Annotated in this window: 18 protein-coding genes; 14 read left to right on the forward strand and 4 right to left on the reverse strand. The window is 45.9% G+C overall.

The genetic code is table 11. The features are described 5' to 3' along the window. Nucleotides 1-4: 4 nt before the first annotated feature. Complete coding sequence (locus AC27IJ_RS23065) at nt 5-754, reverse strand: LytR/AlgR family response regulator transcription factor (protein ID WP_312441034.1); 750 nt, start codon at nt 752-754, stop codon at nt 5-7. 403 nt (nt 755-1,157) lie between these two features. On the opposite strand from AC27IJ_RS23065, the gene AC27IJ_RS23070 reads away from it, so the two are divergent. From AC27IJ_RS23070 to AC27IJ_RS23115, 10 genes are all read left to right on the forward strand, one after another. Then, nucleotides 1,158-1,856, forward strand: coding sequence for a flavodoxin family protein (locus AC27IJ_RS23070; RefSeq protein ID WP_312502721.1), 699 nt, complete (start codon nt 1,158-1,160; stop codon nt 1,854-1,856). Nucleotides 1,857-2,037: 181 nt separating this feature from the next. Beyond that, nucleotides 2,038-2,355, forward strand: coding sequence for a rhodanese-like domain-containing protein (locus AC27IJ_RS23075; protein WP_312502720.1), 318 nt, complete (start codon nt 2,038-2,040; stop codon nt 2,353-2,355). Nucleotides 2,356-2,388: 33 nt separating this feature from the next. Then, entirely contained in the window at nt 2,389-2,871 is a 483-nt protein-coding gene (locus tag AC27IJ_RS23080) for a hypothetical protein (protein ID WP_312441037.1), read from the forward strand. Beyond that, nucleotides 2,864-3,169, forward strand: coding sequence for a hypothetical protein (locus AC27IJ_RS23085; RefSeq protein WP_312502717.1), 306 nt, complete (start codon nt 2,864-2,866; stop codon nt 3,167-3,169). Before AC27IJ_RS23080 ends, AC27IJ_RS23085 begins: the two co-directional genes overlap by 8 nt. Nucleotides 3,170-3,576: 407 nt before the next feature. Continuing rightward, a complete protein-coding gene (locus tag AC27IJ_RS23090; RefSeq protein ID WP_312441039.1) occupies nt 3,577-4,290 on the forward strand; it encodes a GntR family transcriptional regulator in 714 nt (237 codons plus the stop codon). 140 nt (nt 4,291-4,430) lie between these two features. Further along, complete coding sequence (locus AC27IJ_RS23095) at nt 4,431-5,822, forward strand: citrate transporter (protein ID WP_312441040.1); 1,392 nt, start codon at nt 4,431-4,433, stop codon at nt 5,820-5,822. Between the two features lie 332 nt (nt 5,823-6,154). Next, the gene (locus AC27IJ_RS23100) at nt 6,155-8,293 is read left to right on the forward strand and encodes a hydantoinase/oxoprolinase family protein (RefSeq protein ID WP_312441041.1); all 2,139 of its coding nucleotides are present in this window, start codon (nt 6,155-6,157) and stop codon (nt 8,291-8,293) included. Nucleotides 8,294-8,299: 6 nt separating this feature from the next. Next, on the forward strand, nt 8,300-9,076 hold the full coding sequence (locus tag AC27IJ_RS23105; protein ID WP_487150966.1) for a hypothetical protein: 777 nt from the start codon (nt 8,300-8,302) through the stop codon (nt 9,074-9,076). 18 nt (nt 9,077-9,094) lie between these two features. After that, the gene (gene yiaK, locus AC27IJ_RS23110; RefSeq protein WP_487150967.1) at nt 9,095-10,144 is read left to right on the forward strand and encodes a 3-dehydro-L-gulonate 2-dehydrogenase; all 1,050 of its coding nucleotides are present in this window, start codon (nt 9,095-9,097) and stop codon (nt 10,142-10,144) included. Between the two features lie 41 nt (nt 10,145-10,185). After that, entirely contained in the window at nt 10,186-10,638 is a 453-nt protein-coding gene (locus AC27IJ_RS23115) for a NanQ anomerase/TabA/YiaL family protein (protein ID WP_312441044.1), read from the forward strand. Nucleotides 10,639-10,686: 48 nt separating this feature from the next. Here the strand turns inward: AC27IJ_RS23115 and AC27IJ_RS23120 are convergent, their stop codons facing one another. Beyond that, the gene (locus AC27IJ_RS23120; protein WP_487150969.1) at nt 10,687-11,334 is read right to left on the reverse strand and encodes a GntR family transcriptional regulator; all 648 of its coding nucleotides are present in this window, start codon (nt 11,332-11,334) and stop codon (nt 10,687-10,689) included. 182 nt (nt 11,335-11,516) lie between these two features. On the opposite strand from AC27IJ_RS23120, the gene AC27IJ_RS23125 reads away from it, so the two are divergent. The 4 genes from AC27IJ_RS23125 (at nt 11,517) to AC27IJ_RS23140 (ending at nt 15,244) form a co-directional block, all read left to right on the forward strand. After that, nucleotides 11,517-12,206 (forward strand): cyclase family protein, encoded by a 690-nt coding sequence (locus AC27IJ_RS23125; protein ID WP_487150971.1) that lies wholly within the window; start codon nt 11,517-11,519, stop codon nt 12,204-12,206. Between the two features lie 15 nt (nt 12,207-12,221). Next, nucleotides 12,222-13,136, forward strand: a complete 915-nt coding sequence (locus tag AC27IJ_RS23130) for a ketopantoate reductase family protein (protein ID WP_312441047.1) — start codon at nt 12,222-12,224, stop codon at nt 13,134-13,136. A 149-nt stretch (nt 13,137-13,285) separates the two neighbouring features. Next, nucleotides 13,286-14,161, forward strand: coding sequence for a dihydrodipicolinate synthase family protein (locus AC27IJ_RS23135; RefSeq protein ID WP_312441048.1), 876 nt, complete (start codon nt 13,286-13,288; stop codon nt 14,159-14,161). 60 nt (nt 14,162-14,221) lie between these two features. Continuing rightward, a complete protein-coding gene (locus AC27IJ_RS23140; protein WP_313154267.1) occupies nt 14,222-15,244 on the forward strand; it encodes a zinc-binding alcohol dehydrogenase family protein in 1,023 nt (340 codons plus the stop codon). Between the two features lie 42 nt (nt 15,245-15,286). Here AC27IJ_RS23140 and AC27IJ_RS23145 read toward each other — a convergent pair whose 3' ends face one another. Beyond that, nucleotides 15,287-16,114: a M28 family peptidase gene (locus AC27IJ_RS23145; RefSeq protein WP_487150974.1), complete on the reverse strand. Its 828-nt coding sequence runs from the start codon at nt 16,112-16,114 to the stop codon at nt 15,287-15,289. Further along, nucleotides 16,111-16,641, reverse strand: coding sequence for a NanQ anomerase/TabA/YiaL family protein (locus AC27IJ_RS23150; RefSeq protein WP_312441051.1), 531 nt, complete (start codon nt 16,639-16,641; stop codon nt 16,111-16,113). The genes AC27IJ_RS23145 and AC27IJ_RS23150 overlap by 4 nt, the downstream gene beginning before the upstream one ends. Nucleotides 16,642-16,683: the final 42 nt, after the last annotated feature.

The following is a 16,683-nucleotide window of genomic DNA, read 5'->3' on the forward strand; positions in this document are numbered from 1 at the left end:
TTTTCTAATTTAAACTTTTGGAATTATAAACATGAAAACGTGAAATATAATCTGAAAATGCCCTTTTCAAGGATTGAACATAAGTAACTCCTACCGGAACTGTTTCTCCGGTTTTTAACAGAATGGTCTGCTGCTTAAATGTCACGATGTAGGGTAGGTGAACCAGGTAAGAACGATGGGACCGCACAAAGTCCTTTCCGGAAAGCTTTTTTTCTATGTGCTCCATGCTGTCATAGAACTTCGCTGATTTCCCGTCATTATAATGAACCGTTACAATTCTTTGCCAAATTTCAAAATAAGAGATCTGATGGACAGGAATCGCGCTGGTTTTGCCATCAAAATCGAAAATGAATAATTCATCTTCTTTCTTCGAAGCAAACTCTGCTGCTTTTAGGAAAACTTCCTCCAGCTTTTCTATACTTGTGTTTTCCTTTAGCAGATATTGGAGAGCATTCACATCAAACGCCTCATATACATAATCCTCATAACTGGTTAAAAAGACGATCTGGGCCTTGCAGTCGCAATCCCGTAGCTTCCGGGCCGTCTCCATCCCGTCTGTTTTACCCATCATGATATCTAAAAATATAATATCTGTTTGTTCAGGCGCTTCAGAATAATGGAAAAGCAGGGATTCTCCGCTAAGATAACTGGAAAGTTGGATCTTTATCTGATGCTTCTCTGCAATTTGGGAAATTAATTCCGCGTATTGATTAATCGCGCAGCGGCTGTCATCGCATAATGCAATTTTTAGCATATTTTATTTAACTCCCTTCTTCTTGTAAACTAGTTAGTAAATTAGCTCTTGTGATCCTATACTCCCATTGGCGCATGAACCTTTTTGTTGACCCACTTGATTCCTTTCATGTTTGGAAGATGGAGCTTATCATTCGTTCAACCTTACGGTTATATGATAATATTTAGGATTGGATACGTCAAGTAATTCAGTCGTAACATCGGCTTGTAACCGGCGGAAGGGTTTGCTGGTATAAAAAATAGATAAAAATATTATTATTATGTGGAGAATTTTTATAATTATCTGTTATAATATTATCTGAAACAAATTTAGCTCCGCATAAGATTCCCTGTGTGGCTGACCAGGGATTTTTTTTGGACCGCTTTTTTCTTTCACATGGATTCTTTTATAGGAGGGTTCAATCATGAAAATTACCGTGATCTACGCAACACAGCGAAAGTTAAAATCCAGCACTTACAACATTGCACAGCGGTTTATACAGAATCTGTCGGAAAAAGATTCTGTAAGGGAATTTTTTCTGCCCAAAGATATGCCTAATTTTTGCTCAGGCTGTTGGAACTGCTTTACTGATTATAGGAATTGTCCGGATTATGGCTATTTGAAACCGATTTTGGAATCCATGCTTGAAGCGGATATGCTGATTTTTACTGCACCTGTTTACGTCTATCATGTTCCGGGGCAGGTAAAAGCATTTCTTGACCATTTTGGATATCAATGGATGGCTCATCAGCCCAGAAAGGAAATGTTTCACAAGCAGGTCCTTCTCATCTCTACAGCGGCAGGCGCAGGAACAAGGTCAACGCTCCGGGATTTAAAGGACAGCATGACCTTCTGGGGAATTTCACGCATCTATACTTTTGGAAGGAGCGTCTACGGAAGCGATTGGGATACTGTGGCTGACGAAAGGAAGGCTAAGCTTCAAAAGGAAATTGACAGACTTTCGGCTAAAATTAAAGGAAAAAGAAGACCCATAACTCCCTCTTTGAAGGTTAAAGCCTTATTTTATTCCATGAGGTTTATGCATAAAAAGTTTAAGTTTAATCCTGCGGATGTGCGTTACTGGGAATCTTTGGGATGGCTTGAAAAAGAGAGACCATGGTGATGCAGATCTTATTAACCCTTTGATCTTATTTCTTATAGATATCCAAGTATAATCGGGTAGGGAAGCGTTTGGGGAGATGAAATTCTCATTTATGTAACAATATCACTGAGATATTACCTTATAACCGTTATAATGAAAACATCGTTATAAGAATGATTTTAAATGAGAAGGAGATGCTGAAATGAGTATATTTAACTTTTTTTCTAACCGCTCGGATTTTGCTTCAGGAATTGAGCAGGCAAACAACACATCCAATGCAGTATTGCTGGATGTACGTACGGTGCAGGAATATGCCAATGGCCATGTTCCAGGAAGTGTAAATTTGCCTCTGGATCGTCTGGACTCCAATAAGCTTGACAAAAACAATCCGGTTTTTGTTTATTGCCGCAGTGGAGCCCGCAGCAGACAGGCCTGCCGTTACCTGCGGACCAATGGTTATTCTGTTACAGATATAGGCGGGATCGCGGATTACCGCGGCAAACTGGAAAAGGGAATATAACTAGAAATTAGGATTGATTTGGCAGGTGAAACAATGGGGCATTTAGGCTTTTCCTATATAGGGCTGATTTTCTTACTTATGTTAATGATACCTAATCTAATATGGACAAAATATCAGCCGGAAGGGTATGATTCTCAAAGTGAGAATAAGGTCCTTCTGATCCTTGAACGTGCAGGCCAGGTTCTTGTCACCTGCGGCGCGCTTATTTTTTCTGACCTTAATCTTCGCAAATGGTCACCATGGTCCCTATGGCTTGCTGCCGCGGCGATATTAATGGCTCTTTATGAAGGCTGGTGGATCAGATATTTCAGAAGCCAGAGGACATTGGCTGACTTTTACAGCAGTTTTTGCGGTGTTCCCGTGGCTGGTGCATCATTGCCTGTTGCAGCATTTTTTCTTCTGGGAGTATATGGGAAAGTGGTCTGGCTTTTGGCATTCACGGTTATTTTGGGAATCGGGCATATTGGCATTCATCTGCAGCATCGCAGGGAAATGGACGGTAACGGCAATGGATAAAGTTGAAGAATTGATTACCCTGATTGCCGCTAACGCGAAGTGGGACAGGGATAACCGGATTGACGAAATAATCGATGAGCTTCTTAGGCATGTGATGGACGAAAAGCCTGTCACGGCAAGACAGTGCATTAAGGTTCTTCCTCAAATTGCCGCAAGCAAGTCCGGTATGGCTGAGTGCATCAGCGATGAATTGGAAAAAGCCAATCCCCATAGATATAAAAGTAGTATGCAATCACTGATATGCAAAGTTATTCAGAATGCCCTTGAAAGCATCAACCGTGTTAGGCGGAAAGTATAAACATAGCAGCAAGACTGCAAATTCTCACCCATCCTTTAAAATGGAGCCTCGTAAAATGACCGGATCCCGGTCATGGCGCGAGGTTCTTTTTCTTTTTGGAAAAGACTAGCTGTTTTTTCAACTTGTATGCAATCTTAGTGTAGGGATTTTTTGGAAAAATTCAGTTATTATTTGTAGAAAACATCAGAAGATTACAAAATAGCAAAAAAAAAAATGTAGAAAATGCTAATAAAATGGTTGATTTTAAAGAATGGATATGATATATTTTACAAAGTAAACAATAAAGAATGAATACAGAGAAGCGTATTTCGTGCACTGATATGCATTTGGCGGGATACTGATGTGCAATCCGGGTGAATGCTTGTGTGCAATAGAATACCAACTGTTTTCATAGGGAGGCAAAAGAAGTGACGGAAGTGGAAGTAGGGAAAGGGGACCAAAGGAGCGACATCTATAATCAGCTGCGCATGCAGATATTGAATCTGGATATTAGGCCGGGAGAACGGCTGAGCGAAAATATTTTGTCCAGTCAGATGAATGCCAGCCGTACGATGGTGAGAGATGCGCTTTCCCGCCTTGTAGAGGAAGGTTACATCGTTGTTTATCCCCAAAGGGGAACCGAGGTCACGCTGCTCGACAGCGAACGGATCAGGCAGGCTGTTTTTTCCCATAATGTGCTGGAACAGGCGATGATTGAGGAAATCTGCCGCCAAGGCCTTACAAAGTCTCAGCTTGAACAGATGGAAGAGATTCTTAGTTATCAGAAATACGAGGCAAATAAAGAAAATCCCATTGATTTTCTGATCGTGGAGCAGCAGCTTCATTATCTGCTTTCCACCTTTTGCGGCCATGAGTATGTCTGGGAGGTTTTCCGGACCATGGATTGTGATTTGCTGCGTTTGAATTATCTTCAGTATACTACGTTTAACTATAAGACAGACATGTCTTCCTTAACGAGCCTGGAACATGTTCAGGTGGAGGGACGCCTTCTGCTTGATAATCTAAAACGCAGGGATGCCGAAGCCGCTTGTCTGATCTGCGCCAATCATTTTAATTCGGTTCTTTGGAATTCAGGAACGCTTCGGGGAATTTATCCACAGTTCTTTTCCGGTCAGGCGTAAAAACCGGTCCGGATGGAAATAAATAATTATTAATATAATGAAAGGAGTATGGGTTGAGGTTTAAGAGAGACAGCCGCCTTAAGGGAGCGGCCGGAGAGTTTGCGTTGTGTGGAGAATAAAAAGTCATAGGAGGTATTACTTTGGAGTACATTATTGGAATCATTTTATTAATTTCTTTCTTTGGCCTGGCGTATTACTGTATCAAGGGCCATAACCTGATGATCGGCTTCCTGCTGATTACGCTTCTTTGGACCATCCTTCCGATTGGAGGAACATTTTTTGCAAGTGAATCATTCTTAACGTCCAATCCAATCCTGCTGTTTGGAAAAGACAACACAGTGATTGCTGCCTTAAACAAGATTTACCAGTCCGCTCCTGAAGGCTGGGGAACCACCCTTGTAAACGTCTGTTGGGGTGCATGGTTTGGCCGCGTGCTTATGGATACCGGAATTGCTTCCACTCTGATCCGTAAGACAGTTGAATTAGGCGGAGATAAGCCTTTTGTTACTGTAGCTCTGTTAAACGTAGTTACGGCTTTGATCTTCACTGCCATGACAGGAGCCGGCCCGGTTATCGCAATCGGCGTTATCGTGCTTCCGATCCTTATGTCTCTGGGTATTCCCAAATCTGTTGCACTGTTCACCTTCATGGGTTCCGTTGCATCAGGTATATATTTAAACCCTGTAAACTTTGCACAGTACCGTGCATTCTTTATTAAACCGGAAGAGATGCCGGAGTTCACCCTTGGCTGGTATGCATCACACTGGGGTTATACTGCCCTGGTCATCATGCTGGTTGCAACAACAGTACTGGCTGCATTCTATTTAAAGCGTGCAAAAACCGTTCATGCATGGGCTGCACAGACCCGCAGTTCAGCATCCGAACAGAAGAATGCTCCTTTCTACACCCTCATTCTTCCTGTTGTTCCAGTGGTTCTTAAGATCTGGCTGGATTTCTCCGTAATCGGCGGCTTTGTAATCGCAGGATTCCTGGCTCTGTTCCTTTGCGGAAGAATGAAAGGAAATTTCAAAGAGAACTGCCAGCTTGTTAACAAGCTGTATTATGACGGTGTGGTTGATACCGCTCCATTGGTAGGCTTCCTTCTTACTCTGCCTATGTTTAACCAGGTGGCAGCTTATGCATCTCCTTATTTCAAGGTGATTTTAGGCAACGTAATGCCAAGGAGCGAGATCGTTGTATGTATCGTATTCGCTGTTCTGCTTTGCATGGGATTGTTCCGTGGACCAATGACTCTGGTTGGCTGTGGAGCTGCAACTCTTGGCGTATTATCCAATGTTGCTTCCTTCTCTGTACCGTTTTTATATGCGGTATTTGCCATTCCGACTATTACGGTAAATATTGGAAGCTGTATCACCCAGTCATGGGTTGCATGGGGACTTGCTTATACAAAGGTTGAATCAAGGGAGTTCTTGAAGCTATCCATTCCCAATGCATACCTTACCGGCGTGCTGCAGTATATCGCAACCTTTATTATGCTGGGCGGACTTGGAGCCGCATGGTTCCTTTCATAGGCATATTTTTCTTAAAAAAGTATAGTGCAAGCGCAGCCTGAATTAAAAAAATAGCCGTTCGATTAAATAAGAAAACTCACATTCTCAAAACCAAAGATAGATAACCCATAGGTCCGGGCGCGCCTTTGCGCACCCGGACGCTTTTCACCATTCATCTGAATGAGAGATTAAATATTGTTAAAACTAAGGTGCAAGATTGTTGATTTTATAAAATGGAGACACCTTGACAGATACCTTTATGCCAGATAGCATGGCAATGAAATGGAAACACCTTGCAGGTATACCTTTATGCCGGATAACACGGCAAAGAAGTGGAAAGGAATGGAAAATAAATGGCAGAACGAATACTCAGATCGGTTCGCATGGGAATCGACGTAGGCGGTACCTATACCAAATGCGTTGCAATGGATAATGATACCCATGAAATTATCGGAAAAAATGAAGTAAAGACGACACATGACCATAAAGACGGCGTTGCTGCCGGTGTTGTGCAAAGCTTTAAGAATTGCATGAACGAAAATGATATCTCTCCGGAGGATGTGGTTTTCGTTGCTCACTCCACCACCCAGGCTACCAATGCCTTTATTGAAGGCGATGTGGCAAGCGTCGGAGTCGTAGGAGTAGCAGGGGGTGGTCTTGAGGGCTTCCTGGCAAAGCGCCAGCTGGCTTTAAAAGACATTATTCTGGATGAAAAAGTCGGCCGTATGATCAAGGTGTATAATACCTTTATTAAAAAGAAAATGCTGACAGAAGATATCATCAACAAGAACATCGACGACCTGCTTGCCCAGGGTTCGCAGGTAATGGTGGCTTCCATGGCCTTTGGCGTGGACAGTATGGGCGAAGAGCAGTTGATCCATGACTGTGCAAAGAAGAAAAATGTGCCTGTAACAATGGCTTCCGATATTACGAAACTTTACGGACTTACCCGCCGTACCAGAACGGCGGCAATCAATGCTTCCATTCTGCCGAAGATGATGATGACTGCAAATGCTACGGAATCCTCAGTAAAATCTGCAGGAGTAAACGTGCCCTTAATGATCATGAGAGGCGACGGCGGCGTTATGGAGATCGGAGAAATGAGAAAGCGTCCGATCTTAACGGCACTCTCCGGTCCGGCAGCATCGGTAATGGGCTCCCTCATGTATCTTCGTGCTTCCAATGCCATCTATTTTGAGGTTGGAGGAACCACCACCAACATCGGCGTAATCAAGAACGGCCGTCCTGGAGTGGATTATGCTAAAATCGGTGGTCATGACACCTATATCAACTCTCTGGATGTCCGGATATTAGGATGCGCAGGCGGTTCCATGGTCCGTATCAATGATAAATGCGTCGTAGACGTAGGCCCCCGTTCCGCCCATATCGCCGGCTGTGAATATGCCTGCTTTATGCCGGAGGAGGAGATTGTTGATCCCCAGATCGAAATGGTCAGCCCAAAGCCGGGAGATCCGGGCGACTACGTAACCCTGCGGTTAAAAAATGGAAAGCGCATCTGCTTTACCAATACGGACGCCGCAAACGTTCTGGGCCTTATTGATGAAAAATACTTTGCCCACGGCAATGCCAATTCCGCCAGAAAAGCCATGCAGCCGGTTGCTGATAAGCTTGGCATAACAGTAGAAGAACTGGCTACCCAGATTCTGGATAAGGACTTTGAAAAGATCAACGCCTGCATCAGCTCACTGGCTGAAAAGTACAAGCTGGATCATGACAGCATGAAGCTGGTAGGCTGCGGAGGCGGTGCCGCTTCCCTGGTTCCTTACTGTGCCGGCAAGATGGGACTTCAGTACAGCATTCCGGAAAATGCGGAAGTAATTTCTTCTATTGGTGTGGCGCTTTCCATGGTTCGCGACGTGGTAGAGCGTGTGATTCCAAACCCCTCACAGGAAGACATCCGCGAACTGAAAAAAGAAGCAGCAGATCTGGCAGTCAGCTCCGGTGCTTCTCCTGATTCGGTAGAGATCCATATTGAGATCGACAGCCAGACAGGAAAGGTAACGGCCATAGCCACAGGATCCACAGAGGTGAAGACCACAGATCTTTTAAAGGCCTGCGAAGAGCCGGAGGCTTGCGAGCTTGCCTTACAGGATTTCGGTCCCAAGATCTGCAATGTGGTTTTGGCAGAAATGACAGACAAGTTCTTTGTCTATAAAGGGGAAAAAGACGGAAAATCACCTCTGCGTATTGTAGACAGCAAGGGATTCATTAAAGTACAGTGTTCCGACGGTGTTGTGGAGAAATGCAAGGTAAAGGATTACGAAGCAGTTGTGGAAAAGCTTTGGAAGGAAAATGCCGTGTTTATGACAGATACTGTGCTGCGTCCAGATTTCTTCGTATGCTTCGGACCCAGGGTATGCGACTACAGTGCAGTAGATTTAGAGCAGATTATGCTTCTTATGAATCTGGATTTAGGAGACCGGGAACCGGAGGAAGATGTACTGATCGTTGCTTCCATACAGGAGATTTAATCAATTATGAAGAAAGAAGAGTTTCAGAATGCCCTAAAGCCCATTGCAGAGGGACTTTTTGGAAAGCAGAGAACAAGAGGATATGAACGCCCCCGCTTTGATGTACGTCCAGTGGAAGATATGTTAAAGGACTTAGCGGAAATAGAACCGGTGGAATGGTATTCCTATGCATTTTCCAGAGAGCCTTTAAATGGAAAGTTTAACGAGGAACAGCGAAGGGAATGGATGGAGAAAAGTCTGGCCTGCGGCAGAGACTATGCCCGGAAGGTTAGTGAAAAGTACCAGACAAGAGATCCGAAGAAGCTGGCAAAAGCCATGGGCATGGATATTTCTTATCCGGAATTCCCGGAAAAAACCGACCGGGTGCTTTTCGCTGAATACCGGATACCCAATAAAATCTGCATCTATATGGATGCGGTGAAAAAAGGGGAGAAGCTCTTTGAAAATCCGGGGATTTTAAAACTGCTGGCAGAGGGGCTTGATATCAGCCGCCTTTTGCTGGCCCACGAGCTCTTTCATAGCGTGGAAGAGCAATATAAGCATGAAATTTTCACGAAGACAGAAAAGGTCAGGCTGTGGTCCCTTGGTTTTCTTCATAATGATTCCAATGTGATTGCCTTCAGCGAGATAGCGGCAATGGGATTTGCCCAGGAGATCATGGGAATTACCTATTCCCCCTATATAATGGATGTATTTTTGGTCTATGGCTATTCACCGGAAGAAGCCAGCGGCCTTTACGAGGAGATGATGGTCTGCGCAGGGAGAACTCCGCGGACCGCTTAAAAGAAAGCAGGAGAAAATATGAGTCTAAAAATTCCATATGAGACAGTAAAAGAAACAGTTAAAAAAGCGATGTTGAATACCGGGCTTACCATGGAACAGGCTGAGGTCTGTGCAACCATCCATGCCCAGTCCAGTGCAGATGGAGTGGAGAGCCACGGACTGAACCGTGTTCCACGTTTTGTGGAGTATGTTCGGAAAGGCTGGGTGAATCCAGAGGGAAAGCCGGAGCTTTTAGGAGCCAGGGGAGCCGTTGAAAATTACGACGGACATCTGGGTATCGGCATTACCAATGCCCTGTTTTGCGCAGACCGGGCCATGGAGCTTGCCAAGGAACATGGGATCGGCTGCGTTGCCTTAAGAAATACGACCCACTGGATGAGAGGCGGCACCTATGCATGGAGAATGGCGGAAGCCGGCTTCATGGGCATGAGCTGGATCAATACGGAGAGCTGTATGCCTTTGTGGGGCAGTGATAAACCAGGCGTGGGAAATAACCCGTTCTGCATTGCCATACCAAGAGAGGATGGCCCTATTGTGCTCGATATGGCTATGAGCCAGTATGCTTACGGAAAGCTTGGAGTTTACCGCCTGGCTGACAAAAAGCTTCCATTCCCCGGAGGCTTCGATAAAGACGGAAACTTAACGGATGATCCGGGAGCCATTGAGGAGAGCATGAGGATTCTGCCAACCGGTTACTGGAAGGGAAGCGGCATGGCCATTGCCCTGGATCTTGCAGCTGCCCTTATGGCAAATGGAAACAGCGGTTTTGATATGGATGAAGAAGGAAGAGGAAGCTGCACTGGTTGCTGTCAGATTTTCATTGCCTATGATCCATATCTCTTTGGAACAAAGGAAGAAATCCAGGAAATGCTCAACCGGAGGGTTGCTGCAGCGGATGCAAGCCATCCAGAGCGGGAAGGCGGTCAGGTTACCTGTCCAGGGGAACGGACCATTGCCTCCAGGGAACGCAGCATGAAGGACGGCGTATCTGTGGATGAGACTGTATGGGCCCAGGTAGTTGCCATTTCAGAAGGTGAACTGGATACAATGGATATTGCAAGCAAATAAAAAGGAACTGCTCTCCATGGGGAGCAGAAGGGAGAAAACTTATGCTTTTTTCTAATATTTCAGTTGCAGAGAAGTACGATTATCTGGAAGATAAATTCCGGGCAGCCTATGAGTGGCTGAGAGAAACGGATATCCGCTCTTTACCGGCAGGAAGCTATCCGGTCAAGGGAGACATTGTGGTGGCAAATGTACAGGAGTACACCACCTTTCCGGCAGATCAGGGATCCTTTGAGACCCATGAGAAATATTTTGATATTCAGTACATGGTTTCCGGCAGGGAACAGTTCGGGGTCTGTAAAAGAGACGGCTTAACGGTGAAGGAACGGATCGAGGAAAACGATGTGATCTTCTATGAGGAACCAGAGTTTAGCGGCAGTGTTCTGTTGGAAGAAGGAGATTTAATCATTGTGGCCCCAGAGGATGCCCACAAGCCCCGCTGTGCGGCAGGAACACCTTGTGAGGTAAAGAAGGTCGTAGTTAAGATCGCACTTTAACAAATCAATCTGTCCGGCTTAGAGAAAACCCAGGCCGGACAGAAAGCGTTAAATGATATTCATGGTCAAAGGCATCATAAGATGATCGATCAGGACCTGATAGGCCTGGAGGCTGTCCCCCTTTTTTAAATGATGAAAAAAGGTCAAATGCTCTTCATAGGTTGCCTGGGCACGGCCGGCGACGGTCAGGGCATTGGCAGTGGTCAGATGGATGGTATAGAGAAGGCGCTGGAATAAATGGTCAAATTCGCTGTTCTCAGCGAAATGGACCAAAAACATATGGAACTGGTGATCCTCTTCTGTAAAAGAATCCGGGAAGTTCTTGGCAGAGAGGGCGGTTTTCTGCCTGGTAAGGGAATCTTCCATATCCTTTAATAGTTTGTGAAACCGTTTTTCATCCTCGCAGCCTGCGGCCAGATGGACGCAAAAGCCTTCAATGGCGCAGCGGATCTGGATGGATTCCCGCATAGTCTCCTTATCCAGACGCCGGATCATGAATCCGCGGCTTGGAATAATGGTGATATAGCCTTCCTGGGAAAGATATTGAAGTGCTTCCCGCAGAGGGGTCCGGGAAATACCCAGCTTCTTAGCCAGTCTGGTTTCCGAGTACAAAACCTCTGAGTCCAGAGCATTGGAAAGGATCTGTTCTTTAATTGTATGATAAGCCTGATATTGCAGGGAACCGGTATCGTTCATGAAAGACTCCTGTCATATTCGTGGAAATGCCAGACAACCTTGTCTGGCTATAGGTGCTACGGAAAATATCATACCCGAAAAGACCCATTAAGTCAATAAAAAAAGATTGACCGGTATACCGGTATACTGGTATAATAGGACGAGAAAGAAAAAACTATTTTATTACACAGGAGGTATAAACAATGAGCGCATTTGAACTGGGAAATGGCTTAAGAGTTATTGATTTAACAAAGCAGCTGGATCCGGAAACTGAGACAAGACGGTGTCATTTATTCCGTTTCAACACAGGTGGACCTATCCCGGATTTCCACACGATCATGGACTTGACCAGTCATTTAGGTACTCATGTGGAATGTCCATACCACCACAATGATAACTGGACAGACGTACAGGGTCTGCCGATCAGCACCTTCATGGGCCGCGCAATCTATGTAAACATCAACCATATGGAGCCTAACGGCAAAATTAAGGGAGAAGATTTAGAAAAAGCCTGCGGCGGCCGTATCAAAGAGGGGGATATTGTTATCCTGGATTCCCCACGCAAACTTCCTCCATTCACTCCTGCTTCCAACACTCCGGAAGATGAGCGCCTTTTCATCTGCCGAGAGACAGCAGAATGGTTAAAGGAGAAGAAGGTAAAATGCGTTGGCTTTGGCGACGGCGTTTCCATTGAGAGCAATAACGAGGATGTATGTGAATTCCACGACGTTTTGATGGAGGTTGATGTGGTATTCTTAGAGGTATTAAAGAATTTAGAAGAGCTGACCACTGACACCTTCTTCATGTCCTACGCTCCGATCCCGATCAAAGGACTGGATTCCTGCCCGATCCGCGCATATGCCATCGAAGGCATCGCGGAATTTTCAAAATAACAGAGGGTGAAATTTATGAAAATAGCTGTCATAGGGGCAGGGGCCATGGGTTCCATCTATGGTTCCCGTTTATCCCTGAACAATGATGTATATTTGGTAGATACGGCGCCTGTTGTTGTGGACCACATTCAAAAGGAAGGGATTAAGCTTCTGGAAGATAACGAGGAGCATATTTACCGTCCCAATGCAGTTACCTCCACAGAAGGTATGGAGCCAATGGATCTTGTCATTCTGTTTGTTAAATCCTTATATTCCAAAGCGGCATTAGAGACAAACAGAAGCTTTATCGGTCCTAAGACCTATGTGATGACCTTGCAGAACGGCTCCGGCCACGAGGACATCCTGGAGGAGTTTGTTTCAAGGGATCACATGATCATCGGTACCACGGATGACAATGGCGCGGTTATGGGCGTTGGCTATGTAAAAAGAGGCGGCGCAGGCAATACCAATGTGGGCATGTTGGCAGAAGATAAGGAGCAGTTTCTTCCAAAGCTGAAAGAAGCTTTTGAATGCTGCGGTTTTCGTATGAATGTCCATTCCAATATCCAGCAGCTAATATGGAACAAGCTTTTTACCAACGTATCATTAAGTGTGGTAACAGGCATCCTTCAGGTGGATATGGGGTATATTGCATCCAATGAACACGCCTGGAATATGACTGTGCGCCTGATTAAAGAGGCGGCTTCCGTGGCCCGAGGCCTGGGTCTTCATGCGGACGACGATGAGATCATGGAAAAGGTGAAGAAGACCTCGGAAATGTCTCCAAATGGCTGCACTTCCATCCGTGCAGATCTGCAAAATGGACGGAAAACAGAAGTGGATACAATCAGCGGCTCCGTAGTAAGGGCTGCAAAGAAATGCGGCATTCCGGTACCGACCCATGAACTTGTGGTTGAAATGGTACACGCTATGGAAGACAAGAGCCGGTAACAGGATATAGAAAGAGGCTGGTTTTCCGCCGCAGGGTAAAGCGCTGCAGGATACCGGCCTCTTTGCCTTTTAGTCTGGCAGTCTAGATCCAGAGAAGGAGTAAAAAAATGTACAGGGGAAAAATCAAATGATAAGGGGGATTACAAATCATGAAGAAAATATATGTTGCTTCTATCACTCCGTTTCAGGAAAATGGAGAAATCAATGAATCCGCTGCAAGGCAGCTGTGGGAGAGAAATATTTCAGAGGGAGCGGATGGATTTTTTATCGGAGGAAGCTCGGGAGAATGCTTTCTGCTGACCAGGGAGGAGAGGGTCCGTACCTTTGAACTGGCGTCCGAATATGTTAACCGTGCAGACATATTCGCTCATGTAGGAGCGATCAGTACGGAGGAAGCAGTATTCTATGCGAAAAAGGCAAAGGATATGGGCATCCGGAATATCGCAGCAACTCCTCCGCTTTACTTTGGATTTTCTGAGAAGGAAATCGCAGGATATTATTACGATATTGCTGAGGCAATCGGGCAGCCGGTTCTTTATTATAACATTCCGTCCAGCACCCACAGAGAACTGGAGTTTTCCCATCCTGATATTCAGTCGCTTATAAAATCCGGTGCAATAGGATCAGTAAAGCATACCAATCTTAATCTTCTTCAGATGGAGCGGATGAGGAATATCAATCCTGATATTAAGTGCTTCGGAGGTTTTGAAAGCTGTATGGTGGCCTTCCTTGCCTTTGGCTGTGATGGCTTTATCGGAAGCAGTTTCAATTTCATGCTGCCCCAGTTTAAACGTGTGATGGAGCTGTATCTGGAAGGAAGAGAGGAGGACGCCAGAATCCTCCAATCCAAATGCAATAACATCCTGGATGTGCTTTTAAAGAACGGATTGTGTGCAAACTTAAAGTATATCGTTACCAGCCAGGGGATACCGTCCGGCGAAGTGAGAAAGCCCATGCTGCCTCTGACGGAAGAGAAGAAGGCTGAGATGGATCAGGTACTTAATCAGTATCTGGAGATCCGTTAATACTTACCGGATACAAGCCTCAGGAATCAGGTTCAAAATTATAAAGGAGATTTAAGACTTATGAAAGCGGTACAGATAATAAAACCTTATGAGTTAAAAGTCATTGATGTAGAAATGCCGGTAATTGATGAAAAGAATAACGTGCTGATTAAAATGACCGCTGCGGGAATCTGCGGCTCCGATGCAGGCATTTACCATGGAACCAATGCAGCGGCCACCTATCCCAGGATCATCGGGCATGAAATGGTGGGAAAAGTGGCGGAAGTTGGCTCCTCTGTCCAGACTTTAAAAGTTGGTGACCGAGTCATCATCAACCAGGTAACAAGCTGCGGCCATTGTTATCCATGCCGGATCGGACGGGGCAACGTATGCGACCATCTGGCCGTGCGCGGCGTTCACATTGACGGCGGCTACCGTGAATATATGGCAGTACCGGAGTCAGACTGCTATGTACTTCCGGATTCCCTTTCCGATGAAGACGCCGTTATGATCGAGCCTGCCACCATCGGCATCCAATCCTGCACCCGTGCGGAGCTGGATCAGGATGATATGCTTTTAATTTACGGTTCCGGTGCTCTTGGAAGCTCTATATTAAAGACCGCCCGTTTGATCTGTGACCATATCATTGTTGCGGACATCCAGGATGATAAGCTGGAAACCGCTAAAAAGAACGGGGCTGCTTATACGATCAATACCTTAAAGGAAGACTTACAGGAAAAGGTAAAGGAGTATACTCACATGAGGGGAGCCACGGTATCCATTGATGCCGTTTGCAGCAAGGATTCCCTGACACAGCTTCTTCAGGCAACCGGAAACGCAGGCCGGGTTATGACCATGGGATTTTCTACGTCTCCAACGGAGATCACCCAGTTTGCCATTACCTCGAAGGAACTGGATGTAAGGGGTTCCCGTCTGCAGAATAAAATGTTTGGGAAAGCCATAGACTTAATCAATGAGGGCAAACTGGATTTAAACGGCTCCGTTTCCCATACCTTCCCGCTGATCCGCGCCCAGGAGGCATTTGATTTTGTGGACAGCCATGATCCGTCTATTCGTAAGATCGTATTGACCTTTGATTTTTAGCCATAATTTATCTACAAATGAATCAAGCGGTTCCTTCTGCATTTAAAACAGAAGGAACCGCTTTTTTTTATCCGCTGGTGCGTGCAGCGCATCCATAAGATATTCATATATACGCGTCATGGCTTCCGGCTCTACCCATTCAGGAGAGTCCCGATAACCACCGTGCATGGTGGTTGAAACATCCATTTGACTGAGGATCATGTCAAACTCCGGGGGATGGCCTAAAAATCCACTGCCCAGATTGGAAAGGGCATTTAGATACTGGATATCCCAACGGGGAATTGAGGCTATGCTGATCGCAGGAATTCGAAGTCCGGAGAAAGAGGCTTCGTCGCTCTTTGGCAAAAATTTCACCAGGAGGCCATTGTGGGCTGTCAGGATTTCCTTGTTGCAGAAAGGGCGTATAGACGCTTTTTTTGCGTTCCCCCGGTCATAGACTGCAATGGTATCACCGTAACCGCATACATCCAGATTGATCACACCGGTAATGGCCTGCCGGTCCATTTGGCTGACGTAATGGCGGCTTCCCGTATTGCCTGTTTCCTCTCCGTCAAAAAATGCGAAACGGGCAGGGAAGTTTTCGGCGCGGAGAGCTTTGGCAAGAGCGATCAGGATGCAAAGGGCCGCAGCGTTGTCATTGGCCCCAAAGCTTCCGTAAACAGCATCGTAATGAGCGCAGAAGAAGAGGCTGGGCCCGCTGTCCTCCGGAGAAATCAGATAGTTGACAATTCCTCTGGGAGCTTTGGGAGAGGGAGCTTCTTCCTGCCGTTCAAAGGGCAGGTTTTCCTGCTTTAAGACCTTTTCCAAAGCCATGCGGCGCAGGTCAGGATCCTTCATGGAAAGTTCAGTCAGATATTGGTTTAAGCTCATGATTCTTCCCCCTGCCGGGCATCACCGGGCAGGCAGCTTTCAAGAGGCACCTTTATAACGATCTTGCGGATGGCTGCTGGGCCAGCTCCGGCCTGGATGGCAGGAATATGGACATCCCAAGGGAAATAAATGGCATAAGAGCCTGGAACCAGGCGGATGCGTCCCTCCGGAGCCTCAGGATCATTGCAAAAGAAAAGGATGTCTCTTGGAGTATCAAGAAGATCCTCGTCCACCTGCCCGGTTTCGTCCTTGCTGTAAAAACCGGCCTCTTCCGGACCGCCTTTGGCAAGAAACTGCACGTCAATATTTTTTCTGTGTATTTCCGGGCGGAGGCTCTCCCTGTCTTTTGTGTCTAAATCAAGGACCTGCAGAATAACTGGCAGGCCGTCCAGTTCTATGTTAAATACTCCTGGTTCATGAACTGCCATATCATTGTCCCTTAAATAGCGGATGGCGTTGCGCAGGGGACCCGGCAGCACAGCAAGCTGCTCTTCCAGCATTGGTTTGTAGATGTTTCCGAAGATCATGGGTAATTCCTCCTGTTTCATGGATTGTTGGATTCATTCAGA

Source organism: Lacrimispora sp. YZC11 (genome assembly GCF_057543815.1).

What these genes read in the sequence shown, in the direction of transcription:
- AC27IJ_RS23065 (WP_312441034.1), bottom strand. Translation starts at nt 754, where the DNA reads ATGCTAAAAATTGCATTATGCGATGACAGCCGCTGCGCGATTAATCAA.
- AC27IJ_RS23070 (WP_312502721.1), top strand. Translation starts at nt 1,158, where the DNA reads ATGAAAATTACCGTGATCTACGCAACACAGCGAAAGTTAAAATCCAGC.
- AC27IJ_RS23075 (WP_312502720.1), top strand. Translation starts at nt 2,038, where the DNA reads ATGAGTATATTTAACTTTTTTTCTAACCGCTCGGATTTTGCTTCAGGA.
- AC27IJ_RS23080 (WP_312441037.1), top strand. Translation starts at nt 2,389, where the DNA reads ATGGGGCATTTAGGCTTTTCCTATATAGGGCTGATTTTCTTACTTATG.
- AC27IJ_RS23085 (WP_312502717.1), top strand. Translation starts at nt 2,864, where the DNA reads ATGGATAAAGTTGAAGAATTGATTACCCTGATTGCCGCTAACGCGAAG.
- AC27IJ_RS23100 (WP_312441041.1), top strand. Translation starts at nt 6,155, where the DNA reads ATGGCAGAACGAATACTCAGATCGGTTCGCATGGGAATCGACGTAGGC.
- AC27IJ_RS23105 (WP_487150966.1), top strand. Translation starts at nt 8,300, where the DNA reads ATGAAGAAAGAAGAGTTTCAGAATGCCCTAAAGCCCATTGCAGAGGGA.
- yiaK (WP_487150967.1), top strand. Translation starts at nt 9,095, where the DNA reads ATGAGTCTAAAAATTCCATATGAGACAGTAAAAGAAACAGTTAAAAAA.
- AC27IJ_RS23115 (WP_312441044.1), top strand. Translation starts at nt 10,186, where the DNA reads ATGCTTTTTTCTAATATTTCAGTTGCAGAGAAGTACGATTATCTGGAA.
- AC27IJ_RS23120 (WP_487150969.1), bottom strand. Translation starts at nt 11,334, where the DNA reads ATGAACGATACCGGTTCCCTGCAATATCAGGCTTATCATACAATTAAA.
- AC27IJ_RS23125 (WP_487150971.1), top strand. Translation starts at nt 11,517, where the DNA reads ATGAGCGCATTTGAACTGGGAAATGGCTTAAGAGTTATTGATTTAACA.
- AC27IJ_RS23130 (WP_312441047.1), top strand. Translation starts at nt 12,222, where the DNA reads ATGAAAATAGCTGTCATAGGGGCAGGGGCCATGGGTTCCATCTATGGT.
- AC27IJ_RS23135 (WP_312441048.1), top strand. Translation starts at nt 13,286, where the DNA reads ATGAAGAAAATATATGTTGCTTCTATCACTCCGTTTCAGGAAAATGGA.
- AC27IJ_RS23140 (WP_313154267.1), top strand. Translation starts at nt 14,222, where the DNA reads ATGAAAGCGGTACAGATAATAAAACCTTATGAGTTAAAAGTCATTGAT.
- AC27IJ_RS23145 (WP_487150974.1), bottom strand. Translation starts at nt 16,114, where the DNA reads ATGAGCTTAAACCAATATCTGACTGAACTTTCCATGAAGGATCCTGAC.
- AC27IJ_RS23150 (WP_312441051.1), bottom strand. Translation starts at nt 16,641, where the DNA reads ATGATCTTCGGAAACATCTACAAACCAATGCTGGAAGAGCAGCTTGCT.